The sequence below is a fragment of the Streptomyces sp. NBC_01426 genome, from assembly GCF_036231985.1.
Lineage (GTDB): Bacteria > Actinomycetota > Actinomycetes > Streptomycetales > Streptomycetaceae > Streptomyces.
Map to the genome: position 1 here is coordinate 4,725,024 of NZ_CP109500.1, position 24,453 is coordinate 4,749,476.

General features: G+C 72.8%; 15 protein-coding genes. 6 read left to right on the top strand and 9 right to left on the bottom strand.

Features of this window, described 5'->3' with window-relative positions; genetic code table 11:
* The first annotated feature begins 275 nt into the window (after window positions 1–275).
* Window positions 276–5,243: an NAD-glutamate dehydrogenase gene (locus OG906_RS20935; RefSeq protein ID WP_329444846.1), complete on the top strand. Its 4,968-nt coding sequence runs from the start codon at window positions 276–278 to the stop codon at window positions 5,241–5,243.
* Window positions 5,244–5,311: 68 nt separating this feature from the next.
* On the opposite strand, the gene OG906_RS20940 is transcribed toward OG906_RS20935, so the two are convergent.
* A complete protein-coding gene (locus OG906_RS20940; protein ID WP_329448083.1) occupies window positions 5,312–6,115 on the bottom strand; it encodes an ABC transporter ATP-binding protein in 804 nt (267 codons plus the stop codon).
* Between the two features lie 7 nt (window positions 6,116–6,122).
* Entirely contained in the window at window positions 6,123–7,019 is an 897-nt protein-coding gene (locus OG906_RS20945; protein ID WP_329444848.1) for an ABC transporter permease, read from the bottom strand.
* Between the two features lie 145 nt (window positions 7,020–7,164).
* On the opposite strand from OG906_RS20945, the gene OG906_RS20950 reads away from it, so the two are divergent.
* Window positions 7,165–7,770 (top strand): TetR/AcrR family transcriptional regulator, encoded by a 606-nt coding sequence (locus OG906_RS20950; RefSeq protein WP_329444850.1) that lies wholly within the window; start codon window positions 7,165–7,167, stop codon window positions 7,768–7,770.
* A gap of 13 nt (window positions 7,771–7,783) precedes the next feature.
* Here the strand turns inward: OG906_RS20950 and OG906_RS20955 are convergent, their stop codons facing one another.
* From OG906_RS20955 to OG906_RS20975, 5 genes are all read right to left on the bottom strand, one after another.
* Window positions 7,784–10,048 carry a bifunctional glycosyltransferase/CDP-glycerol:glycerophosphate glycerophosphotransferase gene (locus OG906_RS20955; protein WP_329444852.1) on the bottom strand — a complete coding sequence of 755 codons (2,265 nt, stop codon included), beginning with the start codon at window positions 10,046–10,048 and terminating at the stop codon, window positions 7,784–7,786.
* Between the two features lie 155 nt (window positions 10,049–10,203).
* Entirely contained in the window at window positions 10,204–11,049 is an 846-nt protein-coding gene (locus OG906_RS20960) for a carbohydrate ABC transporter permease (RefSeq protein WP_329444853.1), read from the bottom strand.
* Window positions 11,046–12,401, bottom strand: coding sequence for a carbohydrate ABC transporter permease (locus OG906_RS20965; RefSeq protein WP_392891426.1), 1,356 nt, complete (start codon window positions 12,399–12,401; stop codon window positions 11,046–11,048). The genes OG906_RS20960 and OG906_RS20965 overlap by 4 nt, the downstream gene beginning before the upstream one ends.
* 3 nt (window positions 12,402–12,404) lie before the next feature.
* A complete protein-coding gene (locus OG906_RS20970) occupies window positions 12,405–13,805 on the bottom strand; it encodes an ABC transporter substrate-binding protein (protein WP_329444854.1) in 1,401 nt (466 codons plus the stop codon).
* A 172-nt stretch (window positions 13,806–13,977) separates the two neighbouring features.
* A complete protein-coding gene (locus tag OG906_RS20975) occupies window positions 13,978–16,953 on the bottom strand; it encodes an FHA domain-containing protein (RefSeq protein WP_329444856.1) in 2,976 nt (991 codons plus the stop codon).
* Between the two features lie 455 nt (window positions 16,954–17,408).
* Here OG906_RS20975 and OG906_RS20980 point away from each other — a divergent pair, with 455 nt between their 5' ends.
* Both OG906_RS20980 and OG906_RS20985 read left to right on the top strand, forming a co-directional pair.
* On the top strand, window positions 17,409–19,178 hold the full coding sequence (locus tag OG906_RS20980) for a serine/threonine-protein kinase (RefSeq protein WP_329444858.1): 1,770 nt from the start codon (window positions 17,409–17,411) through the stop codon (window positions 19,176–19,178).
* 181 nt (window positions 19,179–19,359) lie between these two features.
* The gene (locus OG906_RS20985; RefSeq protein ID WP_329444860.1) at window positions 19,360–20,610 is read left to right on the top strand and encodes a serine/threonine-protein kinase; all 1,251 of its coding nucleotides are present in this window, start codon (window positions 19,360–19,362) and stop codon (window positions 20,608–20,610) included.
* Window positions 20,611–20,710: 100 nt separating this feature from the next.
* On the opposite strand, the gene OG906_RS20990 is transcribed toward OG906_RS20985, so the two are convergent.
* On the bottom strand, window positions 20,711–21,760 hold the full coding sequence (locus OG906_RS20990; RefSeq protein ID WP_329444861.1) for an isopenicillin N synthase family dioxygenase: 1,050 nt from the start codon (window positions 21,758–21,760) through the stop codon (window positions 20,711–20,713).
* A gap of 315 nt (window positions 21,761–22,075) precedes the next feature.
* Between OG906_RS20990 and prfB the strand changes: the two genes are divergently transcribed.
* On the top strand, window positions 22,076–23,185 hold the full coding sequence (gene prfB, locus OG906_RS20995) for a peptide chain release factor 2 (protein WP_329444863.1): 1,110 nt from the start codon (window positions 22,076–22,078) through the stop codon (window positions 23,183–23,185).
* Between the two features lie 160 nt (window positions 23,186–23,345).
* On the opposite strand, the gene OG906_RS21000 is transcribed toward prfB, so the two are convergent.
* Window positions 23,346–23,534 carry a hypothetical protein gene (locus OG906_RS21000; RefSeq protein WP_053679400.1) on the bottom strand — a complete coding sequence of 63 codons (189 nt, stop codon included), beginning with the start codon at window positions 23,532–23,534 and terminating at the stop codon, window positions 23,346–23,348.
* 222 nt (window positions 23,535–23,756) lie between these two features.
* On the opposite strand from OG906_RS21000, the gene ftsE reads away from it, so the two are divergent.
* Window positions 23,757–24,446, top strand: coding sequence for a cell division ATP-binding protein FtsE (gene ftsE / locus OG906_RS21005; RefSeq protein WP_053679398.1), 690 nt, complete (start codon window positions 23,757–23,759; stop codon window positions 24,444–24,446).
* The last annotated feature ends 7 nt before the right edge of the window (window positions 24,447–24,453 follow it).

Here is a 24,453-nt window from a genome sequence, read left to right on the forward strand (position 1 = left end):
GGGTGGGGATAGCCTGGTACCCGTGATCAGCGCGATAGTCCTCGGGGGCACTGAAGCCCCCGGCACGCGCCCGGCGCACGAACGTGCCCGGGCCTTCGCCGATCTCCGCTGCCGGAACCACGTGCCGATCTTGGCCGATTCGCTTCCGGTGGCCTCTCTCGACGACATGGCGTCGATCCCGAACGGACATCCCGCCTCGCGGCCCGCGTCGCGCCGCCATGTCATTCCTTCCTTCACCTACGTCACGCAATGGCGCGCGACAGGAGCCAGAGGACATGCAGACCAAGCTGGACGAAGCAAAGGCCGAGCTGCTTTCACGGGCGGCCCGGGTAGCTGAGAACAGCCCGGCCGGGGGGCTACTTCCGTCTGGGTCCGAGCAAGGGGAGCGGCCCGACCGGGGCACCACGCTGTCCTACCTCCAGCGCTACTACCTGCACACCGCGCCGGAGGACCTCGCCGACCGGGACCCGGTCGACGTGTTCGGCGCGGCGCTCTCGCACTACCGGCTCGCGGAGAAGCGCCCCCAGGGCACCGCGAACGTCCGCGTGCACACCCCCACGGTCGAGGAGAACGGCTGGACCTCCAGCCACTCGGTCGTCGAGGTGGTCACCGACGACATGCCGTTCCTCGTGGACAGCGTCACCAACGAGCTGTCCCGCCAGGGACGCGGCATCCACGTCGTGATCCACCCGCAGGTCGTCGTGCGGCGTGACGTCACCGGCAAGCTGATCGAGATCCTCGGCCCCGACTGCGACGCGCACGGGCCCAAGACCGACCGCCCCCACGACTCCCTCGTCGAGTCCTGGATCCACGTCGAGATCGACCGCGAGACCGACCGGGCGGACCTCAAGCAGATCACCGCCGACCTGCTGCGCGTCCTGTCCGACGTCCGCGAGTCCGTCGAGGACTGGGAGAAGATGCGCGACGCGGCCATGCGCATCGCGGAGGAACTGCCGAACGAGCCCACCGCGCCCGACCTGCGCGAGTACGAGCTCGAAGAGGCCCGCGAGCTGCTGCGCTGGCTCGCCGACGACCACTTCACCTTCCTCGGCTACCGCGAGTACAACCTGGTCGACGGGGACTCCCTCTCCGCCGTGCCCGGCACCGGCCTCGGCATCCTGCGCTCCGACCCGCTGCACAGCGGCAAGGAGGACGGCCACCCCGTCTCGCCGTCCTTCAACCGGCTGCCGGCCGACGCGCGCGCCAAGGCCCGCGAGCACCGCCTGCTCGTCCTCACCAAGGCCAACAGCCGCTCCACCGTGCACCGCCCCTCGTACCTCGACTACGTCGGTGTGAAGAAGTTCGACGCCGACGGCAACGTCGTCGGCGAGCGGCGCTTCCTCGGCCTGTTCTCCTCCGCCGCGTACACCGAGTCGGTGCGCCGGGTCCCCGTCATCCGGCGCAAGGTCGTCGAGGTGCTCGACGGCGCCGGCTTCGCGCCGAGCAGCCACGACGGCCGCGACCTGCTCCAGATCCTGGAGACCTACCCGCGCGACGAGCTGTTCCAGACGCCCGTCGACCAGCTCCGGGCCATCGTCACCTCCGTCCTGTACCTCCAGGAGCGCCGCCGGCTGCGGCTGTACCTGCGCCAGGACGAGTACGGGCGCTACTACTCCGCGCTCGTCTACCTGCCGCGCGACCGGTACACCACCGGCGTCCGGCTGCGCCTGATCGACATCCTCAAGGAGGAGCTCGACGGCACCAGCGTCGACTTCACCGCCTGGAACACCGAGTCGATCCTCTCCCGCATCCACTTCGTCGTCCGCGTCCCGCAGGGCAAGGAACTGCCCGTCCTGACCGACGCCGACGTGGACCGCATCGAGGCCCGCCTGGTCGAGGCGGCCCGCTCCTGGGCCGACGGCTTCGGCGAGGCGCTCATCGCGGAGACCGGCGAGGAGCGCGCCGCCGAACTGCTGCGCCGCTACGGGGGCTCCTTCCCCGAGGGCTACAAGGCCGACCACTCGCCGCGCTCGGCCGTCGCCGACCTGGTCCGGCTGGAGCGACTGTCCGCCGGGGACAGCGACTTCGACCTGTCGCTGTACGAGCCCGTCGGCGCGGGCCCCGGCGAACGCCGCTTCAAGATCTACCGCCAGGGCGAGCAGGTCTCCCTGTCCGCGGTGCTGCCGGTCCTCCAGCGCCTGGGCGTCGAGGTCACCGACGAGCGGCCGTACGAGCTGCGGTGCAGCGACCGGACGAACGCGTGGATCTACGACTTCGGCCTGCGGATGCCCGTCACCTCCGGGAACGGCGACGCCTACCTCGGCGATGACGCCCGCGAGCGCTTCCAGGACGCCTTCGCGGCGGTCTGGCAGGGCGAGGCGGAGAACGACAACTTCAACACCCTGGTGCTGAGCGCCGGGCTGACCTGGCGCCAGGCCGTGGTGCTGCGCGCGTACGCGAAGTACCTGCGCCAGGCCGTCTCGCCCTTCAGCCAGGACTACATGGAGGACACCCTCCGCAACAACGTCCACACCACGCGGCTGCTGGTCTCGCTGTTCGAGGCCCGGATGTCGCCCGGCCGACAGGCCGCGGGCACCGAGCTGATCGACGCGATGCTGGAGGAACTCGACGGGGCCCTGGACCAGGTCGCCTCCCTCGACGAGGACCGCATCCTGCGGTCGTTCCTCACCCTCATCAAGGCGACGCTGCGCACGAACTTCTTCCAGTTGAACGACGCGGGCGAGCAGCACGCGTACGTGTCGATGAAGTTCGACCCGCAGGCCATCCCGGACCTGCCGGCGCCCCGCCCGGCGTTCGAGATCTGGGTCTACTCCCCGCGCGTCGAGGGCGTCCACCTGCGCTTCGGCAAGGTCGCCCGAGGCGGCCTGCGCTGGTCCGACCGGCGCGAGGACTTCCGCACGGAGGTCCTCGGCCTGGTCAAGGCGCAGATGGTCAAGAACACCGTGATCGTGCCGGTCGGCGCCAAGGGCGGCTTCGTCGCCAAGAACCTGCCCGACCCGTCGGTGGACCGCGACGCGTGGCTCGCCGAGGGCATCGCCTCGTACAAGATCTTCATCTCGGCGCTGCTCGACATCACCGACAACATGGTCGCCGGCGAGGTCGTACCGCCCAAGGGCGTGGTCCGCCACGACGAGGACGACACCTACCTCGTCGTCGCCGCGGACAAGGGCACCGCGACCTTCTCCGACATCGCCAACGGGGTCGCCGAGGCCTACGGCTTCTGGCTGGGCGACGCCTTCGCCTCGGGCGGTTCGGCCGGCTACGACCACAAGGGCATGGGCATCACCGCCCGCGGCGCCTGGGAGTCCGTGAAGCGGCACTTCCGCGAGCTGGGGCACGACACCCAGACCCAGGACTTCACGGTCGTCGGCGTCGGTGACATGTCCGGTGACGTGTTCGGCAACGGGATGCTGCTCTCCGAGCACATCCGCCTGGTCGCCGCCTTCGACCACCGGCACATCTTCATCGACCCGACCCCGGACGCGGCCGTCTCCTACGCCGAGCGCCGGCGCCTGTTCGACCTGCCGCGCTCCTCGTGGGCCGACTACAAGACCGAGCTGTTGTCCGCGGGCGGTGGCATCCACCCCCGCACCGCGAAGGCCATCCCGGTCAACGCGCAGGTCCGCGCGGCCCTCGGCATCGAGGCGGGCATCACCAAGATGACCCCGGCCGACCTGATGCAGGCCATCCTCCAGGCCCCCGTGGACCTGCTGTGGAACGGCGGCATCGGCACGTACGTCAAGGCGACCGCCGAGACGCACGCCGACGTCGGCGACAAGGCCAACGACGCCATTCGCGTCAATGGTTCGGACGTCCGCGCCCAGGTCATCGGCGAGGGCGGCAACCTGGGGCTGACCCAGCTCGGCCGCATCGAGTTCGCCCGTACCGGCGCCGGCGGCGAGGGCGGCAAGATCAACACCGACGCCATCGACAACAGCGCCGGCGTGGACACCTCCGACCACGAGGTGAACATCAAGATCCTGCTGAACGCGGTCGTCGCGGACGGCGACATGACCGTCAAGCAGCGCAACAAGCTGCTCGCCGAGATGACCGACGAGGTCGGCCGCCTGGTGCTGCGCAACAACTACGCGCAGAACACCGCCCTGGCCAACGGCGCCGCCCAGGCGCCCAGCCTGCTCCACGCCCAGCAGCGCTTCATGCGCCGCCTGGAGCGGGACGGACTGCTCAACCGCGGGCTGGAGTTCCTGCCCACGGACCGGCAGATCCGCGAGCTGCTGAGCAGCGGCAAGGGGCTGACCCAGCCCGAGCTGGCCGTCCTGTTCGCCTACACGAAGATCACGGTGGCGGACGAGCTGATCGCCACCGGGCTGCCGGACGACCCGTACCTGCGCCGCCTGCTCCACGCGTACTTCCCGGGCGCCCTGCTCGCGAAGTTCCCGGAGCAGATCGACGCGCACGCGCTGCGCCGGGAGATCACCACCACCCTGCTGGTCAACGACACCGTCAACACCGGTGGTACGACCTTCCTGCACCGTCTGCGGGAGGAGACCGGCGCCTCCACGGAGGAGATCGTCCGGGCGCAGCTCTCGGCCCGCGAGATCTTCGGCATGGCCGGGGTGTGGGACGAGGTCGAGGCCCTCGACAACAAGGTCGCCGCCGATGTCCAGACGCGGGTGCGGCTGCACTCGCGGCGTCTGGTCGAGCGCGGTACCCGTTGGCTGCTGAACAACCGGCCGCAGCCGCTGGAGATCACCGAGACCATCGAGCTCTTCCGCGAGCGGGTGGCGCTGGTGTGGGCCGAGCTGCCGAAGCTGGTGCGCGGCGCGGACCTGGACTGGTACCAGTCGATCATGGACGAGCTGGTCGGCGAGGGTGTGCCGGAGGAGCTGGCGGCGAAGGTGGCCGGCTTCTCGTCCGCCTTCCCGACGCTCGACATCGTCGCGATCGCCGACCGTACGGGCGTCGACCCGCTGGACGTCGCGGAGGTCTACTACGACCTCGCGGACCGGCTGGACATCACCCAGCTGATGGACCGGATCATCGAGCTGCCGCGGTCCGACCGCTGGCAGTCCATGGCCCGCGCCTCCATCCGCGAGGACCTGTTCGCGGCGCACGCGGCCCTGACCGCCGACGTGCTGGCGGTGGGCAACGGCGAGTCGACTCCCGAGGAGCGCTTCAAGGCGTGGGAGGAGAAGAACGCGGCGATCATCGGGCGTGCGCGGACGACCCTGGAGGAGATCCGGGGCTCGGACGACTTCGACCTGGCGAACCTGTCCGTCGCGATGCGGACGATGCGTTCCCTGCTGCGGGCGCACGTCTAGGCGCATGAGCGAAAGGGGCGCCCGGACCGGTTCTCACCGGCCCGGGCGCCCCTTCGGCGTCGGTGCGCTCACTTCGCCCGGCTGAAGGCCTCGTACGCGTCGCAGACCTCGGCGGACGGGCCGTCCATGCGCAGCACGCCCGACTCCAGCCAGATGGCCCGGTCGCAGGTGGCGCGGACCGTGCCGATGCCGTGGCTGACGAGGAAGACGGTGCCGGCCCGCTCGCGCAGCTCCTCGATGCGCGCCTGGCTGCGGCGTTGGAACGCGGCGTCCCCGGTGGCCAGGGCCTCGTCGATCATCAGCACGTCGTGGTCCTTGGCGGCGGCGATGGAGAACCTCAGGCGGGCGGCCATGCCGGAGGAGTAGGTGCGCATGGGCAGCGAGGTGAAGTCCTGCCGTTCGTTGATCCCCGAGAAGTCGACGATGTCCTCGTAGCGCTCGCGGATCCGCCGCCGGGACATGCCCATCGCGAGGCCGCCGAGGACCACGTTCCGCTCGCCGGTCAGGTCGTTCAACAGGGCGGCGTTCACTCCGAGCAGGGAGGGCTGCCCGTGGGAGTAGACGGTGCCGCGGGTCACCGGCTGGAGGCCGGCGATGGCCTTGAGCAGGGTGGACTTTCCCGAGCCGTTGGTGCCGATGAGACCGATGGCCTCGCCCCGGTACGCGGTGAAGCTGACGCCCCGGACGGCGTGCACCTCGCGGACGGCGGGGACGGGCCGGCGGGAGAGGATCCGGCCGAGGGCCGCGGCGGCGCCGCCCTTGGCGCCGGCGCCGTGGACCTTGTAGACCACGTGGACCTCGTCCGCGATGACGGTCGGGACGCGGGTGTCGGGAGCCGCGGCCGCCGGGGTGCGGGTGGTGCGGGACGGGATCGAGAGGTCAGCCACGGCCGTACTCCTCCTCTGCCTTCCAGAAGTAGACGAACCCGCCGACGCCGGCGAGCAGGGCCCAGCCGACCGCGATCGGCCACACGGGGTGCGGGAGCGACGCGGCCTTGAAGCCGTCGATCAGGGCGAAGCGCATGAGGTCGATGTAGACCGCGGCGGGGTTGAGTTTCAGGGCCGTCTCGACCCAGTGCGGCAGGTGGTCCTTGCCGAGCATCTGGTCGATGGACCACATCACGCCCGAGGAGTACATCCACGTGCGCAGGACGAACGGCATCAGCTGGCTGACGTCCGGGTTCTTGGCGCCGACGCGGGCCATGACCAGGGCGCAGCCGGTGCAGAAGACGGCCATCAGGACCAGGGTGGGCGCGGCCAGCAGCCAGGCCGGGCCGGGGGTCTGCCCGAAGGCCAGCAGCAGGACGACCAGTGCGCCCATGGTGACGAGGAGCTGCTGGAAGAGCTGGACGACGGTGGAGACGGGCAGGCTCGCGCGCGGGAAGTGCAGGGCGCGGACCAGACCCAGGTTGCCGTGCACGGCGCGGGTGCCGGCGTTGACGGAGCTGCCGATGAAGTCCCAGACGAAGACGCCGGTGATCAGGAACGGCAGGTAGTCGGGCACGCCGTGCCGCGCCTTCATCACGATGCCGAAGATGAAGTAGTAGACGGCCGCGTTCAGCAGGGGGGTCACGAGGTGCCAGACCTGCCCGAGCCGGGCCGTGCTGTACGTGGCGTGCATCCGGGCGGTGGCGTGGGCCGTCACGAAGTGGCGCCGGCCCCAGAGCTGCGCGACGTAGCGGGGGAGGGAGGGGCGGGCGCCGCTCACGGTCAGGCCGTGGGCCGCCGCCAGCTCCGCCGGCGAGGGGGCGTGGTGGGTCACGGTGGTCGCGGTCACGGGGGTCGCTTTCGACGGTTCGGACGTCAGGCGACGACGGAACGGGCCCGTATCGTCGCTACGGCGAGGCTAGGGCGCTCAGCGTCGGAACGCAACCGTATCGTCGTGACGTGTGGGGGGCGGCGTGCGCGGCTATGCTCTGTCCATGACCACCGAGCCCGCCCCCGCCCGCCGGGCCCCCGCCGGGGCCGCCGTACTGCGTCAGGACGTGACCGAGGCGATCCGGGCGGCCGTGCTGGAGGAACTCGCGGCGGTCGGCTTCGCCCGGATGTCCATCGAGGCCGTCGCACGCCGGGCCGGCGTCGGCAAGACCGCCGTCTACCGGCGGTGGAAGTCCAAGCTGCACCTGGTCCTGGACCTCGTGGGAGCCTTTGCGGTGGACGGGTTGCCGGCGCCGGCGACGGGCTCGTTGTACGGGGACGTACGGGCCCTGCTGGAGGTCATGTCCCACCTGCTGAGCCACCCGGTCGCCTCCGCCGTGATCCCCGACCTGCTCGTCGAGGCGGCACGGAACCCGGAACTCGCGGACGCCGTGCGCGGAGCCCTCCTGGAAGGGGAGCGGCGGATGGCGGAGGGCATCGTCTCCGAGGCCGTCACGCGGGGCGAACTGGCCGCGGGGACCGACCCGTCGAGGGCCCTCGACCTGGCGATCGGGCCGCTGTACTGGCGCCAGGTCGTCGTGCGCGAACCCGTGGCGGGCCCCTACCTCGACGAACTGGCCCGCTCGGTGGTCGCGGGCCTCACGGCCTAGGCCCGGCCGCCGGCTACGGCCACAGCCCCGCCACGAGCGGGGCCGACGTGGCTTCCGGGGCCGTCGCGGGAGCCGCCGCCGGGGCGGGCCGGCGGTCCGCCAGGGGCACGATCGGCGGGGTCGGCACGCACTCGCCCAGGAACACGCGGCGCACGACCCGCTCGGCGGCGTGGCCGTCGTCGTGGGAGCAGAAGCGCGAGCGGAAGGACGCCCGCAACTGCGCCGACCGGGAGCCCTGCCAGTGACCGGTCGCGAAGATGTCCACCAGCTCGTCCTCGGTGCGGGCGATCGCGCCCGGCGGAGTCGCCCGCAGGTCGAAGTACGTGCCGCGCGCGGCCTCGTACGCCTCCCAGTCGGCGGCGTGGATCACGATCGGCCGGTCCAGGATCGCGTAGTCGAACATCAGCGACGAGTAGTCCGTCACCAACGCGTCCGAGGCCAGGCAGAGTTCCTCCACCGACGGATGGGAGGAGACGTCCACCAGCCGGGGGTGCACCTGCGGCGAGACCGAACCCGCGTACGTCAGGTGCGTGCGGCACAGGATCGTGTACCGGGGGCCCAGGTCGCGCAGGACCCGCTCGAAGTCCAGGTGCTCCGGCCGGCTGCGCCGGTAGTCGCGGTGCGTGGGCGCGTACAGGATCACCGTCGAGCCCGGCGGGACACCCAGCCGTTCGCGCAGCTGCGCCACCTCGGCCCGCGTGGTCCGGTGGAAGACGTCGTTGCGCGGGTAGCCGTACTCCAGCGTCGTGTACGAGGACGGGACGGCCCGCTCCCACACCAGCGTCGAGTGCCGGTTCGAGGAGAGCAGGTAGTCCCACTGGTCCGCGCCCCGCAGCAGACCCGCGAAATCCGTCGTCGGCGTGGCCGCCGGACGGTCCAGGAGGTCGAGGCCGACCCGCTTGAGCGGGGTGCCGTGCTGGGTCTGGAGCAGGATCTGACCCGGCCGCTTGACCAGGCCCCGATCGAAGTTGACGTTCGTCGTCAGGTACGTGGCACGCGCCAGGGCCCTCCAGTACGCGGCCGAGCCGGGCCGCAGCGCCGCGGTCCGGGGCGGCAGGGTCGAGGCGTGCCGCGGCTCGCAGATCCAGGCCGTGCGCATCCGGGGCGCCAGCTCGCGCAGCTTGGCCTCGACGGCCGCCGGGTTGCAGGCGTATCCGCCGTGCCAGTACGCCGAGAACACCGCCAGCTCCGGCCGCAGCGGCAACATCCGCTGGACCCGGTAGTGCAGCCGCAGCGCCGCCTCGCGCAACCCCCGACCCACCACCACCCCTGCGCGCCCCGCGGCCACCGCGCCCGTGCGCAGCACCGACAGCACGCGGTACGTGCGGCGCACGCCGAGCCGCATCAGCGCGTGCCGCAACCGGTCGGTGCGGGAGAGGGACGCCGGCACGGTCCGCGGGCCCGGCGGCCGGTGCCGGCGCAGCAGCGCGCGGGCCCGGGCGAAGAACTCCGCCCGGCACCCGCGCGGGAGCCGGCGCGGGTCCGCGTACAGGGCGCAGAAGTGCTCCGCCATCCGCCGGTGCACGGCGGCGCGCCAACGCCCCAGCTCGGGGCGGCCGGCGAGGTAGCCGAAGACCCGGTCGTACTGGTCGAAGATGTCGAGGTGGCGCCGGCTGGAGGTGGTCAGGATCGAGCCCGTGCGGCGCTGGCGGTAGTGCACGCAGACCCGGTCGAGGACGGCGACGGACTCGGCGGCCAGCAGCGCCGGGTAGGTCCAGGGGGTGTCCTCGTAGAAGCCGGGCGGGAACGCGAGGCCCTCGCGCTCCACGTACTCGCGACGGTAGGCCTTGTTCCACACCACCATCAGCATGCCGAGCAGCGCCGGACGGTCGGCGAGCCGGAAGCTGGCCGGTCCCTCCTCGCGCAGGTGGTGGGAGAGGCGGTTGCGGAGGGTCTCGCCGGTCCAGAAGGTGCGCGCGTAGTCGTAGACCAGGACGTCGGGGGAGCCGGTGGCCTTGAGCCGGTCGGTGATGGCCAGGAGGGCGCCGGGGGCCAGGGTGTCGTCGCCGTCGAGGAAGATCAGGTAGTCGCCCGCGGCCCGGGCCAGACCCGCGTTGCGGGCCGGGCCCAACCCCAGGTTGTGCGCCAGGTGCACGGCGGTGACCCGGGGGTCCCGGGCCGCGTACTCGTCGATGAGCGCACCACAGGCGTCCGGGGAGGCGTCGTCGACCGCGATCAGTTCCAGGTCCCGGCAGGACTGGGACAGGACCGACTCCAGACTCTCCCGGAGGTACGCCTGAACCTTGTACGCGGGCACGATGACGCTGAACCGGGGCACGGCACATCCAGGGGTCGGCTCGGACATATGGCCCAGGAACCCCCGGCGTCGGGATCGGGTTACGGGCGGTGCGGCAATCGGGTCGGCCGACGTCAACGCCCCGCGTCAACGCCGGCCCGCCCCGACACCCGTGCCCGTCCCGTGACCGCGACCGGTCACTTGATCGCCCCGGCCATCACCCCCGAGACGAACTGCCGTTGGAAGGCGAAGAAGACCACCAGCGGCACCAGCATCGACAGGAACGCGCCGGGCGCCAGCACGTCGATGTTGTTCCCGAACTGGCGCACCTGCTGCTGGAGCGCCACCGTGATCGGCGGGTTCGCCGAATCCGCGAAGACCAGCGCCACCAGCATGTCGTTCCACACCCACAGGAACTGGAAGATGCCGAGCGAGGCGATCGCCGGACCGCCGAGCGGCAGCACCACCCGGGCGAACAGGCGCAGTTCACCCGCCCCGTCGAGACGGGCCGCCTCCAACAGCTCGCGCGGGATCTCCGCGAAGAAGTTCCGCAACAGGAACACCGCGAACGGCAGCCCGAAGGCCGTGTGGAACAGCACCACCCCGGCCGTGGTCTCGAACAGGCCGATGGAGCCGAAGAGTTCCGACACCGGAATCAGGGCCACCTGGACGGGGACCACCAGCAGCCCCACCACGAGCAGGAACAGCCAGTCCCGTCCCGGGAACTCCAACCAGGCGAAGGCGTACCCGGCGAATGCCCCCAACGCGAGGACGAGCAGGGTCGCCGGGACGGCGATCGCGACGGTGCTCAGCAGCGAACCGGTGATCGTGTCGTCGGCCAGCAGCCGCTGGTAGTTGTCGGCGGTCAGCCGCGACGGCGCGCTCAGCGCCTGCCACCAGCCGCCCTCGTTGAGGCCGGTCGGGGAGAGGAAGGAGGAGATCAGCAGCCCGAGGGTGGGCACCAGCCAGAACAGGCCGGCGAGGATCAGGAAGACCCGCAGCACCCCGCCGGCCGCGGTGGAGGCGAGGGACCGTGCGCTCATCGGCGGGCCTCCCGGCGCATCCGGCGAATGTTGTAGAGCATCACCGGCACCACGAGCACCAGCAGCAGCACGGCGATGGCGCTGCCCAGCCCCGGGTCGGCGTTCGTGCCGAAGGACGTGCGGTACAGCTGGAACGCGAGCACGTTCGCGTCGTCCTGGACCGCGCCCGGAGCGATCACGAAGACCAGGTCGAACACCTTCATCACATTGATGACCAGCGTGACCAGGACCACCGCCAGGACGGGCGCCAACAGCGGGACGGTGATCCGCCGGAACACCTGCCACTCGCTCGCCCCGTCCACCCGCGCCGCCTCCAGCAGCTCACGCGGTACGGCCGCCAACCCGGCCCCGATCAACACCATCGCGAAACCGGCCCACATCCACACGTACGCGCCGATGATCGCCGGGGTCACCAGCGTCGGACCCAGCCACTGGACCCCCGCGTACGCCTCCCGGAAGTTCGAGGCGGGCAGCCGCAGCAGCGCCCCGTCGGCCCGCTCGGACAGGGTGAACGTGCCGTCGGCGCGGGCCGACGCCGAGTCGACCACCGCGCCGTCCTTCACCGCCTCGATCCGCATCCCGGCGAAGCCCGACTCGGTCGGGTCCACCGCGTTCGTCCGGCCGCCCCCGCCCCGGGTGAAGTCCTGCCAGGCGGTCCCGGTGACCTTCCCGGGCTCGGCGGCGGCGGGCCGTGCGGCCCGCGTGCCCTCGGGCAGTGCCTCCGGGGCCACGCCCACCAGCGGGAGCAGCGCCGGCACGCCCGCCCGTACGGGATCACGCGTCACGTACCCGCCCCCGTCGGCCGGCGCCAGCGGGGAGTCACGGCCCGGGCGGGCCTTCGGGAACGCCGAGGCCTCCGCGAAGGTGTCGTGGACCCCCACCCACACCGCGTTGGCCACGCCCCGGTCGGGGTCGTGGTCGTAGACGAGCCGGAAGATGATGCCCGCCGCCAGCATCGAGATCGCCATCGGCATGAACACGAGCAGCTTGAACGCCGTCCCCCAGCGGACCCGTTCGGTGAGCACCGCGAAGATCAGCCCGAGAGCGGTGGCCGTCGTGGGGGCCAGCACCACCCAGATCGCGGTGTTCTTCAGGGCGGTGCGGATCGTGTCGTCGTTCAGGATCTCCCGGTAGTTGCCGCTGCCGACGAAGGTGTCGCCGGAGCGGTCGAAGAAGCTGCGGTAGACCGAATAGCCGATCGGATGCACGACGAGGGCGCCGAGCAGCAGCAGGGCCGGGAGGAGGAACGCCGCCGCGACCAGCCGGCGGCGTCGGGCCTCCGCGGAACCCGTGCGCCCGGCGCCGCCCGTCGCACCGACGACCTCGGCCGCGGTGGCGACTTTGGTGGCCACCGGTCAGTTCCCGTACGCCTTGGCCGCGTCACTCTCCAGTTTCGCCTGGGTGCCCGCCACGTCCGACGGGTTCGCCAGGAAGTCCTGGAGGTGCTTCCACTCGCCCGCGCCCGGGGTCCCGCCGAAGGCCGCCGGGGCCTGGTCCGAGAGGTCGAAGCGGAAGTCGTCGCCCGCCGCGATCAGCGCCTTCGCGATGTCCCGCTGGATGGTGTTCGGGTAGGCGGCCGGGTTCACCGACTTGTTCGGGGAGACGAAACCGCCCTCGCGGGCCTGGATCTCCGCGGCGTCCGCCGAGGCCAGGAACGTCAGCAGCGCCTGCGCGCCCTTCGAGGGCTTCAACGCGACCGCCACGTCACCACCCGAGACCACCGGCGCCTTGTCGCCGACCGCCGGGAAGGGGAACACCAGGGCGTCCTCGCCGACCTTCGCCCCGGTCTGCGCGATGTTCACCGCGACGAAGTCCCCCTCGAAGACCATCGCCGCCGCCGGCCGGTCGCCACCGGTGAAGGTCTGCGTCACCGACTTCGGGAACTCCGTGGACAGGGCCCCGCTCGGCCCGCCCGCCAGGAAGTCCTTGCGGCCGAACAGCTCGCCCAGGGTCGTCAGCGCCCGCTTGACGCTGTCGTCCGTCCACTTGATCTCGTGCTTCGCCAGCTTGTCGTACAGCTCCGGGCCGGCCTGGGAGAGGTAGACGTTCTCGAACCAGTCCGTCAACGTCCAGCCGTCCGCGCCGGCCACCGACACCGCCGGGGTGCCGGAGGCGGACAGCGTGTCGGCCGCCGTCAGCAGGTCCTTCCAGGTCTTCGGGGGCTGCACGCCCGCCGCCTCGAAGGCCTTGGCGTTGTACCAGATCAGCGACTTGTTGGCCGCCTTGTAGTACACGCCGTACTGGGCGCCGTCGACCGCGCCGAGGTTCTTCCACCCGTCCGAGTAGTTCTTGTCCAGCTGGGCCTTCGCCTCCGGACCCACCGGCTGCGCCCACTTCTTCTCCACCGCGGACACCAGCGCCCCGACCTGCGGGAGCAGGGCCACGTCCGGCGGGGCGCCACCCGCGATCTTCGTACCGAGGAAGGTGACGATCGGATCCTGCGCCGGGACGAACGTCACCGTCGCGCCGGTCCGCTTCTCGAACTCCTTCAACACCTTCGTGAAGTTGGCCTGTTCCGGACCCGTCCAGACCGCCGCGACCTCCAGCTTCTCCCCCGCCAGACGGGGTAATTCCACCCGGGGCCCGGTCGGCGCCCCGCCGGAGGCCGGCGTCCCGTCCTTCTTTTCCCCGCCGCCGCACCCGGTGAGCGCGAGCGCGCCCGCCGCGATCAACGCGGCCCACGCACGGCTCCTCGTACGGCTTCTGAGGTGCTTCCTGCGGCTCTTCGTACGGCTGGTTCCCTGCTGACTGCGCATGGTTCTGCCCCCGATGCCCGTCCGGCGCTGATGGTGTGTCCCGTGCCACAAGGTCTACGCCGCCCCGCGCACCCCCGCAATACCGCGTCGGGGCGTGCGGGGGCCGGGACCCGGCGTGCGCGTGCGGCCCGAAGCGCCCGCCGCGCGCGGTGCCGGCGGGGCGGGCGGGTGTCTACGGGGCGGGCGGGAACAGCACCGGTGTCGCCGAGACCAGGCGCGACGCCCGCTCCAGGGCGCTGGCCAACAGCGCCAGGTCGGTCGGCCCGTTGCCCAGTTCACGGACCGGGCGGCGGGCCGGCGGATCACCCATCCGCTCCCACTCCACCGGGACCACGGTCGGCCTCGACGTCGCCGTCCGCGGGATCCGACCGGTGACCCGGCCGCCCTGGAACGGAACCGCCCGACCGTCCGCGTACCGGAGCACCCCGCGACCGGGGCCGGGCTGGTCCGGGGCGTCCAGCTCGACCCGCAGCCGGGCGAGGCGGGACAGTTCGGTGTCGGCCGTGCGGTCCGGACGGGCGGTGGTGGCGACCAGGTGCACCCCGAGCCGGGCCCCCTCGCGGGCCACCCCCTCCAGGATCCGGACCACCGAACCGGCGGCGGGACGGCCCGTGCTGCCCAGACCCGGCGCGACCAGCGCGTCGAAGTCGTCCACCAGCAGCACCAGGCGGGGCAGCGGCCCCGGACCGGGCGCCGGCTCGGTACGGGCGGCGGCGGAACGCAGCCGCAGGGTCCCCGAACGCTGCGAGTCGACATCGCCGCCCAGTTCGCCGGGAGCGGGCCGGCGGGGCGCGACCATCCGGTCCGACACCTCCCGCCGGGCGTGCCACTCGCTGAACGGCACCCCGTCCAACAGCTCGTGCCGGCGCTTCAGCTCGGCGCCCAGCGCCTGGGCGAACTCCCGCATCCGCACCGGGTCCGAGGCCACGAGGTGCGCCGAGACGTGCGGCAGCTCCGTACAGGCGAGCAGCCCCTCGCCCCGCTCGCCACCGGCCCCGTCGAGCAGCACGAGCCCCAGCCGGTCGGGGCGGGCCGCGGCGGCGAGCGAGGCGGCCACCGAGCGCAACAACTCGGTCCGGCCGCTGCCGGCCGGCCCCTCGATCAACAGGTGCGGGCCGTCGTGGACCAGCTCGGCCCCGACCGCCCCGCGCCGGCCGGTGCCCAGCACCACCTCGGCGAGCCCGCCGACACCCTGGCCCTGCTCCGTACCGGCCGCCCAACGGGCCATCAGGGACGCCGGGGTGGCCCGCGCCAGCCCCAACTCGTCCAGGAGCCGCGCCGTCTGCGGCAGCGACGCGGTCGCCGGCCGCTGGGCCTCGGCGCCGGTCGACTCCGCGCGCAGCGGGGCGAGGGCGCGGGCGAACCGCTCCGCCCACGCCGCGGACACGGCGTCGGCCACGGCGGTCACACCGGGCGGGACGGGTCTGCCGCCGACGATCGCGAAGGTCCGTACAGCGGTGGCGACATCACCGCTGAGCAGGGCGACCGTCCCGCAGTCCCGGAAGGCGGGGGAGGCCGAGCAGGCCGTCTCGTACGTGTCGGAGACCGGGCTCGCCGGCGTCGCGGCCGGCGCCTCCGCGAGGGCCAGGACATGGATCCCGGCGGCCGGCCCGTGCGAGGCCAACCGTCCGGTGACGTCGCGCAGCGGCCCCGCGCCGGGGTCGCCGTCGAGGACGAGGAGCGTGTACGGCCCCTCGTACGCGCTCGCCACCCGGCGCACCGCCTCCGGCCCGGCGGACGCCCACCCCGCGCCGAGCGGGCTCTCGTCGAGCCGGCGGGTCAGCTCGCCGGTGCGGGCGGCGGCCTGGTCGCGGTCGAACGCGAGGAGCAGCCGGCAGTCCTGGCCGTGCGCGGGCCGTACGTGCGGCAGCCAGCCGAGCCAGCCCCAGTCGGCGCGCCGCTCCTGGAGGCCCCGGCCGCGACCCGCGCAGACCAGCACGATCTCCAGCCGGCCCGGCGCGTGCAGTCCGGCGAGTTGGGCGATCACGGACCGGGCCACGCCGGTGAGGCGGGCCCTCGGGCCGGCGATGCCCAGCGCCCCGGCCTCGCGGAGCTCGACCCGGCTGCCGGCGCCGAGCCCGACGTCGAGGGCGCCCGGCGGACGGGACCAGAGCCGCCCGGTGGGTCCGAGGGCGGCGAGCAGCAGGGTGGCGGGGTCGTCGGCGGCGGGGCGCGCGGCCGGCGGCGGCCCGGCCTCGGCCGCCCGCTCGGCGATGTCCTCGCCCCGTACCCACTTGCGGGCCCACGCCCCGATCCCGCGCCGCCGGGGCTCGAACGCGGAGGGCGCGCCCTGCCCGCCGCCGGTCGCGTCGGGGTCGGGGAGGTCGGGTGCGAAGCCGGCGCCGGATGACGGGAGGGGGCGGTGGGCCGGGTGGTGGGCCGGCTCGCGCGCGCCCGCGTACGACGCGTCCGCTTCCGGGCCCGCGCCGTGGGCGCCGGCGCCGGCGCCGGCGTCGACACCGGTGCCGGGTGCGCCCGGGACGGCGGCGGCGCCCGGCAGGGACAGGTGTCCCTCCAGGTCCGGCACCACGGGCAGCGTCGGAGCCGTGCCCCGGGCCGCCAGTCGGAGGGTCGATTCGCCGATCCGCAGCAGCGCTCCCGGTACCAGCGGCACCGTCCGCGTTCCGACGGGGGCGCCGTCCAGGGTCGTGCCGTTCGTGGAGCCGAGGTCGGCCACCGCCACCCGCCCGTCCGACATGACCGTCACCGCGCAGTGCAGCCGTGACACGTCGGGGTCGTCCAGCGGCACGTCCGCGTCGGCCGAGCGTCCGATCCGTACCGCCCCGGGGTGCAGCAGGTGCACCCCGCCCGCGTCCGGACCGGCGACCACGTGGAGTTGGGGCGCGGCCGGCCCGTCCTCGGGCAGCGCGGGCAGCCCGTCCGGCGCGGGCGCGTGCAGGGCCAGGACGGCACCGTCCACCAGGGGCGGCTCGCCCAGGATCCGCCGCTGGAGGTCGAGCCGTTCGGTACCGGCGTACAGCACGACGGTGCCCCCGGTGTCGGGCCCGCCCACGGTCGCCGCGAGCCCGGAGGCGACGGTGGCCAGCGCGGTCCCCGCGGGCGCGGTGACGAGCACGTCGCAGCCGACGGGCGCGCCGGAGGTCTGGTGGCCGCTGCGCGACCCGAGGACGGTCAGCCGGATCTGCATCGCCGTCAGCGGTCCCTTCTGCGCGGTGCGCAGTGCACGGTGCGTGCGCCCGGCAGGGGAACGGCGGGACGTGCCGGACCGATGACCCCCCACCCGGCACGGACGCGTCGTCCGGTCAGGTCTGCCGGAAGGAGGGGCTCCCGTCCCCGCCGTTCCGTACGGGTGCATCCTCGCACCTGTCGCGGACAACACGCCCGGCACCCGGCAACAAATGATCTTGATCGATCGTGACCCGATCCACTCGTCGCCCCCATACGGACAATCGAGTCCACGAAAGCCAAGGAAAATCGCCTCCGGCATACCCGGTAAAACTCACTCTTCGTACATATGTACGGCAACCAACCTTCGATGCCCGGCGTCTTCATCCGGGACACCCCCTAGAGTGGGCCGGAAAACCCACGGCGGAAACAGCCGAAACCAGACGACAGTCAGACGACAGCAGGGGAGCGCGAGACGTGCGGCCAGTCGGCAGCAAATACCTGCTCGAGGAGCCGCTCGGGCGCGGCGCCACGGGCACCGTCTGGCGTGCCCGCCAGCGGGAGACCGCCGGTGCGGAGGCCGCCGTCGCCGGGCAGCCCGGCGAGACCGTGGCCATCAAGGTCCTCAAGGAGGAGCTGGCCCAGGACCCGGACATCGTGATGCGCTTCCTGCGCGAACGCTCCGTCCTGCTGCGCCTGACCCACCCCAACATCGTCCGCACGCGTGACCTCGTCGTCGAGGGCGACCTGCTGGCCCTGGTCATGGACCTGATCGACGGCCCGGACCTGCACCGCTACATCCGCGAGAACGGCCCCTTCAGCCCCGTTGCCGCGAGCCTGTTGACCGCCCAGATCGCGGACGCGCTCGCCGCCAGCCACGCCGACGGCGTGGTCCACCGGGACCTGAAGCCCGCCAACGTCCTGCTGGACGAACGCGGCGGCCAGATGAAGCCGATGCTCACCGACTTCGGCATCGCGCGCCTCGCCGACTCCCCGGGCCTGACCCGCACCCACGAGTTCGTCGGCACCCCCGCCTACGTGGCCCCCGAATCCGCCGAGGGCCGCCCCCAGACCTCCGCCGTCGACATCTACGGCGCCGGCATCCTGCTCTACGAGCTGGTCACCGGCCGCCCGCCGTTCGCCGGCGGCACCGCGCTCGAAGTCCTCCACCGCCACCTCAGCGAGGACCCGCAGCGCCCCGCGAACCTGCCCGAGCCGCTGTGGACGGTCATCGAGCACTGCCTGCGCAAGGAACCCGGCGAGCGCCCGAGCGCCGTGAGCCTGGCGCGCGGCCTGCGCGTGGTCGCCTCCGGCATCGGCGTGCACTCCTCGCCCGCCGAGGTGGAGGCCGCGCTCGGCGTCGCCGCGCTGCTCGCCCCCGACCCCTCGCCCGCCCCGGTCCCCGCGACCCCCGGCGTCGCGGACGCCACCCAGGTGCTCCCCGCCGGCGCCGGCTCCCCGATGGGCGCCTACGACCCGAACGGCATGACCAGCGTCCTGCCGCCGGTCGGCGCGGCCGACGCCACCTCCGTGCTGCCCAGCACCGGCGCGGGCGGTCCGGACCCGACGTCCGTCATGCCGCCCGTGCAGGACGGGGTGCACCCCTGGCAGTCGCAGATGCGGGCCGCCCGCGACCGCAACGAGCAGACGCAGATGCAGTACCTCGACCCGAGCGAGGATCCGCTGCGGCGCCGCCCGCAGCGCCAGGCGCCCCCGCCGCCCCAGCAGCGACCCCAGCAGCAGCCGTACCGCCAGGGGCCGCCGCCGCAGCAGTACCAGCAGCCGCCGACGCACCAGCCGCAGTACCAGCAGCCGCCGCAGCAGCAGCCGTACCGCCAGGGCCCGCCGCCGCAGCAGTACCAGCAGCCGCAGCACCAGCCGGCGCATCAGCCGCAGTACCAGCAGCCGCCGCAGCATCAGCCGCAGTACCAGCAGCCCGGCCGGCCGCAGAGCCCGCCGCCCCGGCAGTCGCCCCCGCGCGAACCCCGCGAGCCGCGCGAGCCGCGTCGCCGCAGTGCCAACCCGGTCCGGATCCCCGGCCTGGGCTGCCTCAAGGGCTGCGTGGTCATGATCCTGCTGTTCTTCGTGGCGGGCTGGCTGGTCTGGGAGCTGACCCCGCTCCAGGAGTGGGTCGGCACCGGACGCGGCTGGTGGGACCAGGTGTGGACGTGGGGCTCGGACGCGGTCGACTGGGTCGGCTCCGTCGGCGATTCCGCCGGTGGCTCCGGCGGCGGATCCACCCCCTGACGGCCGGCTGACGGTCCACCAGGAGGCCTCGGGGACACCCCCGTAGCGCCGACTTCGTGGATTTGTCGACTTCTGGGACGTGATTTCGCCCGCAGAAGTGAAGGTCGCCGCGCTGCGGGGCGTTCAACCCCCACCCGGCCGCGTAGCTTTGGTGCGTACGCCAGCCGCTGAGGGAGCAGTCGTGGCACGGAAGATCGGCAGCCGGTACACCGCGCACCAGATCCTTGGGCGCGGCAGCGCGGGCACGGTGTGGCTGGGCGAGGGGCCGGAAGGCCCCGTCGCCGTCAAACTGCTGCGCGAGGACCTCGCGTCCGACCAGGAGCTGGTCGGACGGTTCGTCCAGGAGCGCAGCGCGCTGCTCGGCCTGGAACACCCCCACGTCGTGTCCGTCCGCGACCTCGTCGTCGACGGCAACGACCTCGCCCTCGTCATGGACCTCGTCCGCGGCACGGACCTGCGGACGCGGCTCGACCGCGAACGACGGCTCGCCCCCGAGGCGGCCGTCGCCATCGTCGCCGACGTCGCGGACGCGCTGGCCGCCGCGCACGCGGCGGGCGTCGTGCACCGCGACGTCAAGCCGGAGAACGTCCTCCTCGACATGCAGGGCCCGCTCGGCCCCGGCGGCGCCCACCCGGCGCTGCTGACCGACTTCGGCGTCGCGAAGCTGATCGACTCGCCGCGCCGCAGCACCGGGGGCCGCGCCTCGGCGCCCACCACCCGGATCATCGGCACGCCCGACTACCTGGCCCCCGAGATCGTGGAGGGCCTGCCGCCGCGTGCGGCCGTCGACATCTACGCGCTGGCCACGGTGCTGTACGAGCTGCTCGCCGGCTTCACGCCGTTCGGCGGCGGGCACCCCGGGGCGGTGCTGCGCCGGCACGTGACCGAGACCGTCGTACCGCTGCCCGGCATCCCCGAAGAGCTGTGGCAGCTCATGGTGCAGTGCCTCGCCAAGGCGCCGGCGTCGCGGTTGCGGGCCTCGGAACTCTCGACCCGGCTGCGGGACCTGTTGCCGATGCTGGCCGGGATCCCGCCACTGGACGTGGACGAGCCGGACGAGGCCGACACGGAACCGGAACAGACCGAGGAGAAGTCCGCGGACCCGGTGCGGCGGCGGGGCGTGGTGCCGCTGGTGCCCGGCTCGGCGACGGACTCCAACCGGGACACGCACACCTCGATGCGGGTACCCGGCCCCGATGAGCTGGCCGGGGGCGCGCTGGGCACCGCCCGGGTCCCGCGCCCCGCGGGCGGCCACCGGCCGGGTTCCGCCCGGCACCGGGCCGAGACCGTCCGCAAGCGCCGCCTCGTGCTGTCCGCGTCGGCGGTGGCCCTGGTGGCGGCGGTCGGGGTGGGCACCTGGTTCGCGGTGTCCGACGGGGACGCGGGCCCCGCACCGCAGGACAGCAAGCAGTCGGGCACGGCCGTCCCGTAGCCGGGCCGGTGTCCGGGGCCCGGCCGGGCCCCGGACACCGGCGGGCCGGGTCGGCGCGCGTCGTCCGCCGGACCCGGCCGCACCGCGGCCCGCGCACGGCCTACGCCGAGACCAGCTCCGGGTGCCAGCGCCGGGCCACGGTCGGGTGGGCCCGTACCCACCCCTTCAGCTCGTTGCGGCCGTACTCGGCGTGCAGCGGGTTCGACGCGTCGTGGGCCACGCCCGGCGCCTCGCTCAGGTACGCGCCCGGAACGGTCTCCACCACCGCGTCCAGCCGCGGGTTGTAGAAGAACGGCACCGAGAAGCGCTCCTGCGCCCCCGGCGGGCTCACCACCCGGTGGTCGGTGGCCCGCAGGTAGCCCTCCGTCGCTATCTCCAGCAGCTCGCCCAGGTTGACGACGAAGGCCCCCGGGAGCGGCGGGATGTCGACGTAGCGTCCGTCCCGCACGACCTGGAGCCCGCCCACCGAGTCCTGGAGCAACAGCGTCAGGAAGCCGTAGTCCTTGTGCGCGCCCACGCCCTGGTCCGCGCCGGTCGGGGCGGACCCGGGGTAGCGGATCAGCTTCGTGTGCAGGTGGGGGCGGTCGGCGAAGGCCGCGTCGAAGAAGTCCGCGGGGGCGCCGATCGAGGTCAGCAGCTCCCGCAGCAGGCGGTGCGCCACCGCGGCGAGGCGGGACTGCCACTCCAGGACGACCGTGCGGAGCTCCGGCAGGGCCGCCGGCCACAGGTTCGGGCCCTCCAGCCACAGGAACGCCGGGTCGTCCGGGCCGACCACCGGCGCGGGTCGCTCGGCGCCCACGTCCAGCTGGTCCCGCCAGTCGGAGGCGCCGCCGGTCAGCTCGTGCCCGATCCGGGTGTAGCCGCGGAAGTGGGGGGAGTTGAGGTTGCTCACGGCCAGCCGATCGGCCTCCGGGAGCGCGAAGAAGGCTCTGGTCAACTCCAGGATGCGGGCGGTTTCCGACGCGCTGATCCCGTGCCCGGTCAGATACAGGAAACCGGTGTCCCGTGCGGCCGCGTGCAGCTGCCGCAGGAAGTCCTCGCGCTCGGCGGGGTCGTCGGCCCGGGACAGGTCGATGACGGCGAGGGAGGTCGCGAGGGAGGTGGTGCCAGAGTCGGCACGGGGGGAGGAGGAAGGGTGCGCGGACGGCATGACGGCTCCGTTTCGGATGTCACGGGGTCCTGTTCCCCGGAGATGGCGGGGCAGCGGGTGAGGACAGGCCGGCGGCGGGGATGGTGCCGGGGCCGCGTGTCCGCGTACAGGACCGAAGTCGGATCGGGGTGGATCAGGCTCGTGCGAGGTCCGGCGGCAGACAGCTCGTGGTGGTGACACGCATGTGGTCCACATGGCGGCGCTTCACGAGGAGGACAGTCATATGCTGAGCGTACGCCCGTGCGAGCGCATATCCGTACGGGCCGAGCCGGCCTGGCCGGAGAGTGCCGTCCCGCGACCGGCTACGCTGGACCCGTGGCAGTCGTCGATGTTTCCGAAGAGCTGAAGTCCCTCTCCTCGACCATGGGGTCGATCGAGGCCGTCCTGGACCTCGACAAGCTGAGGGCAGATATCGCCGTGCTCGAGGAGCAGGCCGCCGCGCCGTCCCTGTGGGACGACCCGGAGGCCGCCCAGAAGATCACGAGCAAGCTTTCGCACCTCCAGGCCGAGGTCCGCAAGACCGAGACCCTCCGGGGCCGCATCGACGACCTCTCCGTGCTCTTCGAGCTCGCCCAGGAGATGGACGACGCGGACACCCTCGCCGAGGCCGAGACCGAGCTGGTCTCCGTGCGCAAGGCGCTGGACGAGATGGAGGTCAGGACCCTGCTCTCCGGCGAGTACGCCGAGCGCGAGGCCCTGGTCAACATCCGCGCCGAGGCCGGTGGCGTCGACGCCTCCGACTTCGCCGAGCGCCTCCAGCGCATGTACCTGCGCTGGGCCGAGCGGCACGGCTACCCGACCGAGATCTACGAGACCTCCTACGCGGAAGAGGCCGGCATCAAGTCGACCACCTTCGTCGTCAAGGCCCCGTACGCCTACGGCACGCTCTCCGTCGAGCAGGGCACCCACCGCCTCGTGCGGATCTCGCCCTTCGACAACCAGGGCCGCCGCCAGACCTCCTTCGCGGGCGTCGAGGTGCTGCCGGTCGTCGAGACCAGCGACCACGTCGAGATCGACGAGGCCGAGCTGCGCGTCGACGTGTACCGCGCCTCCGGCCCCGGCGGCCAGGGCGTCAACACGACCGACTCGGCCGTGCGCATCACGCACCTCCCGACCGGCATCGTCGTCTCCTGCCAGAACGAGCGCTCGCAGATCCAGAACAAGGCCAGCGCGATGAACGTGCTCCAGGCCAAGCTGCTGGAGCGGCGCCGCCAGGAGGAGAAGGACAAGATGGACGCCCTCAAGGACGGCGGAAGCTCCTGGGGCAACCAGATGCGCTCCTACGTCCTGCACCCGTACCAGATGGTCAAGGACCTGCGGACGGAGTTCGAGGTCGGCAACCCGCAGGCGGTGCTCGACGGTGAGATCGACGGCTTCCTGGAGGCCGGGATCCGCTGGCGCAAGCAGCAGGAGCAGACCGCTTAAGAGCGCGCTCGAGAGCGCCGGACCGCTCGACGGCGGGTGGGCGTGAACATGGAAAGGCCCGGGCACCCCAAGGTGTCCGGGCCTTCCGCGTATGTGCGATCGGGACGCGGCGGAAGAGCTGCGCGGTCGCGGCCACGCGGTCGGGACTACGCGGTCGGGACTACGCGGTCTGGGCCACCAGCGCCAGAGCCGCCACCAGCACCACCAGAAGCGCGATGAGCGCCATGGGATTCAGGCCGGCGAAGGGGCTCTCCTGCTGGAGGCGCTCCCGGTTCGCCCGGCACACAGGGCAGCGGCCCTGGTTGACGGGTGCGGCGCAGTTCGCGCACACGAGCCGGTCATATGTCATGCGCTCCTCCTCTCGTCCCCTGGTACAACGGCAAGGGGGACGGGTCCGTTCCCCCTACCACTGTGCCGGCTTCCACGACATTCGGCGCGGCCCGTCCGGGCAATCGCGAGCGGGCCACCCCCGGACCCTGGACATATCGGTCAAGTCCGGATGCCGGGTCCACACCCCGCGCCCGTTCGCGTATGGTCACGCTCACCTACTCCCGGCGACCGTGGTGCACCCGTGATCCGATTCGACAGTGTCTCCAAGTCCTACCCGAAGCAGAGCCGCCCCGCACTCAGAGATGTCTCGCTGGACATCGCGAAGGGCGAGTTCGTGTTCCTGGTCGGCTCCTCCGGCTCCGGCAAGTCCACGTTCCTGCGGCTGGTGCTGCGCGAGGAGCGGGCGAGCCACGGCCAGGTCCACGTCCTGGGCAAGGACCTCGCCAAGCTCTCCAACTGGAAGGTCCCGCACATGCGGCGCCAGCTGGGGACCGTCTTCCAGGACTTCCGGCTCCTCCCCAACAAGACGGTGGCCGAGAACGTCGCCTTCGCGCAGGAGGTCATCGGCAAGCCGCGCGGCGAGATCCGCAAGGCCGTTCCGCAGGTCCTGGAGCTGGTGGGGCTGGGGGGCAAGGAGAGCCGGATGCCCGGCGAGCTCTCCGGCGGCGAGCAGCAGCGCGTGGCCATCGCCCGCGCCTTCGTCAACCGCCCCGCCCTGCTGATCGCGGACGAGCCGACCGGCAACCTCGACCCGCAGACCTCCGTCGGCATCATGAAGCTGCTGGACCGGATCAACCGGACCGGCACCACCGTGATCATGGCGACGCACGACCAGCAGATCGTGGACCAGATGCGCAAGCGCGTCATCGAACTCGAACAGGGCCGTCTCGTGCGCGACCAGTCGCGCGGCGTCTACGGCTACCAGCACTGAAAGGACG

Coding starts and splice junctions, on each gene's coding strand:
- OG906_RS21000 (WP_053679400.1), bottom strand. CDS start 23,534: ATGACATATGACCGGCTCGTGTGCGCGAACTGCGCCGCACCCGTCAAC.
- OG906_RS20950 (WP_329444850.1), top strand. CDS start 7,165: ATGACCACCGAGCCCGCCCCCGCCCGCCGGGCCCCCGCCGGGGCCGCC.
- OG906_RS20975 (WP_329444856.1), bottom strand. CDS start 16,953: ATGCAGATCCGGCTGACCGTCCTCGGGTCGCGCAGCGGCCACCAGACC.
- OG906_RS20990 (WP_329444861.1), bottom strand. CDS start 21,760: ATGCCGTCCGCGCACCCTTCCTCCTCCCCCCGTGCCGACTCTGGCACC.
- OG906_RS20935 (WP_329444846.1), top strand. CDS start 276: ATGCAGACCAAGCTGGACGAAGCAAAGGCCGAGCTGCTTTCACGGGCG.
- OG906_RS20960 (WP_329444853.1), bottom strand. CDS start 11,049: ATGAGCGCACGGTCCCTCGCCTCCACCGCGGCCGGCGGGGTGCTGCGG.
- OG906_RS20970 (WP_329444854.1), bottom strand. CDS start 13,805: ATGCGCAGTCAGCAGGGAACCAGCCGTACGAAGAGCCGCAGGAAGCAC.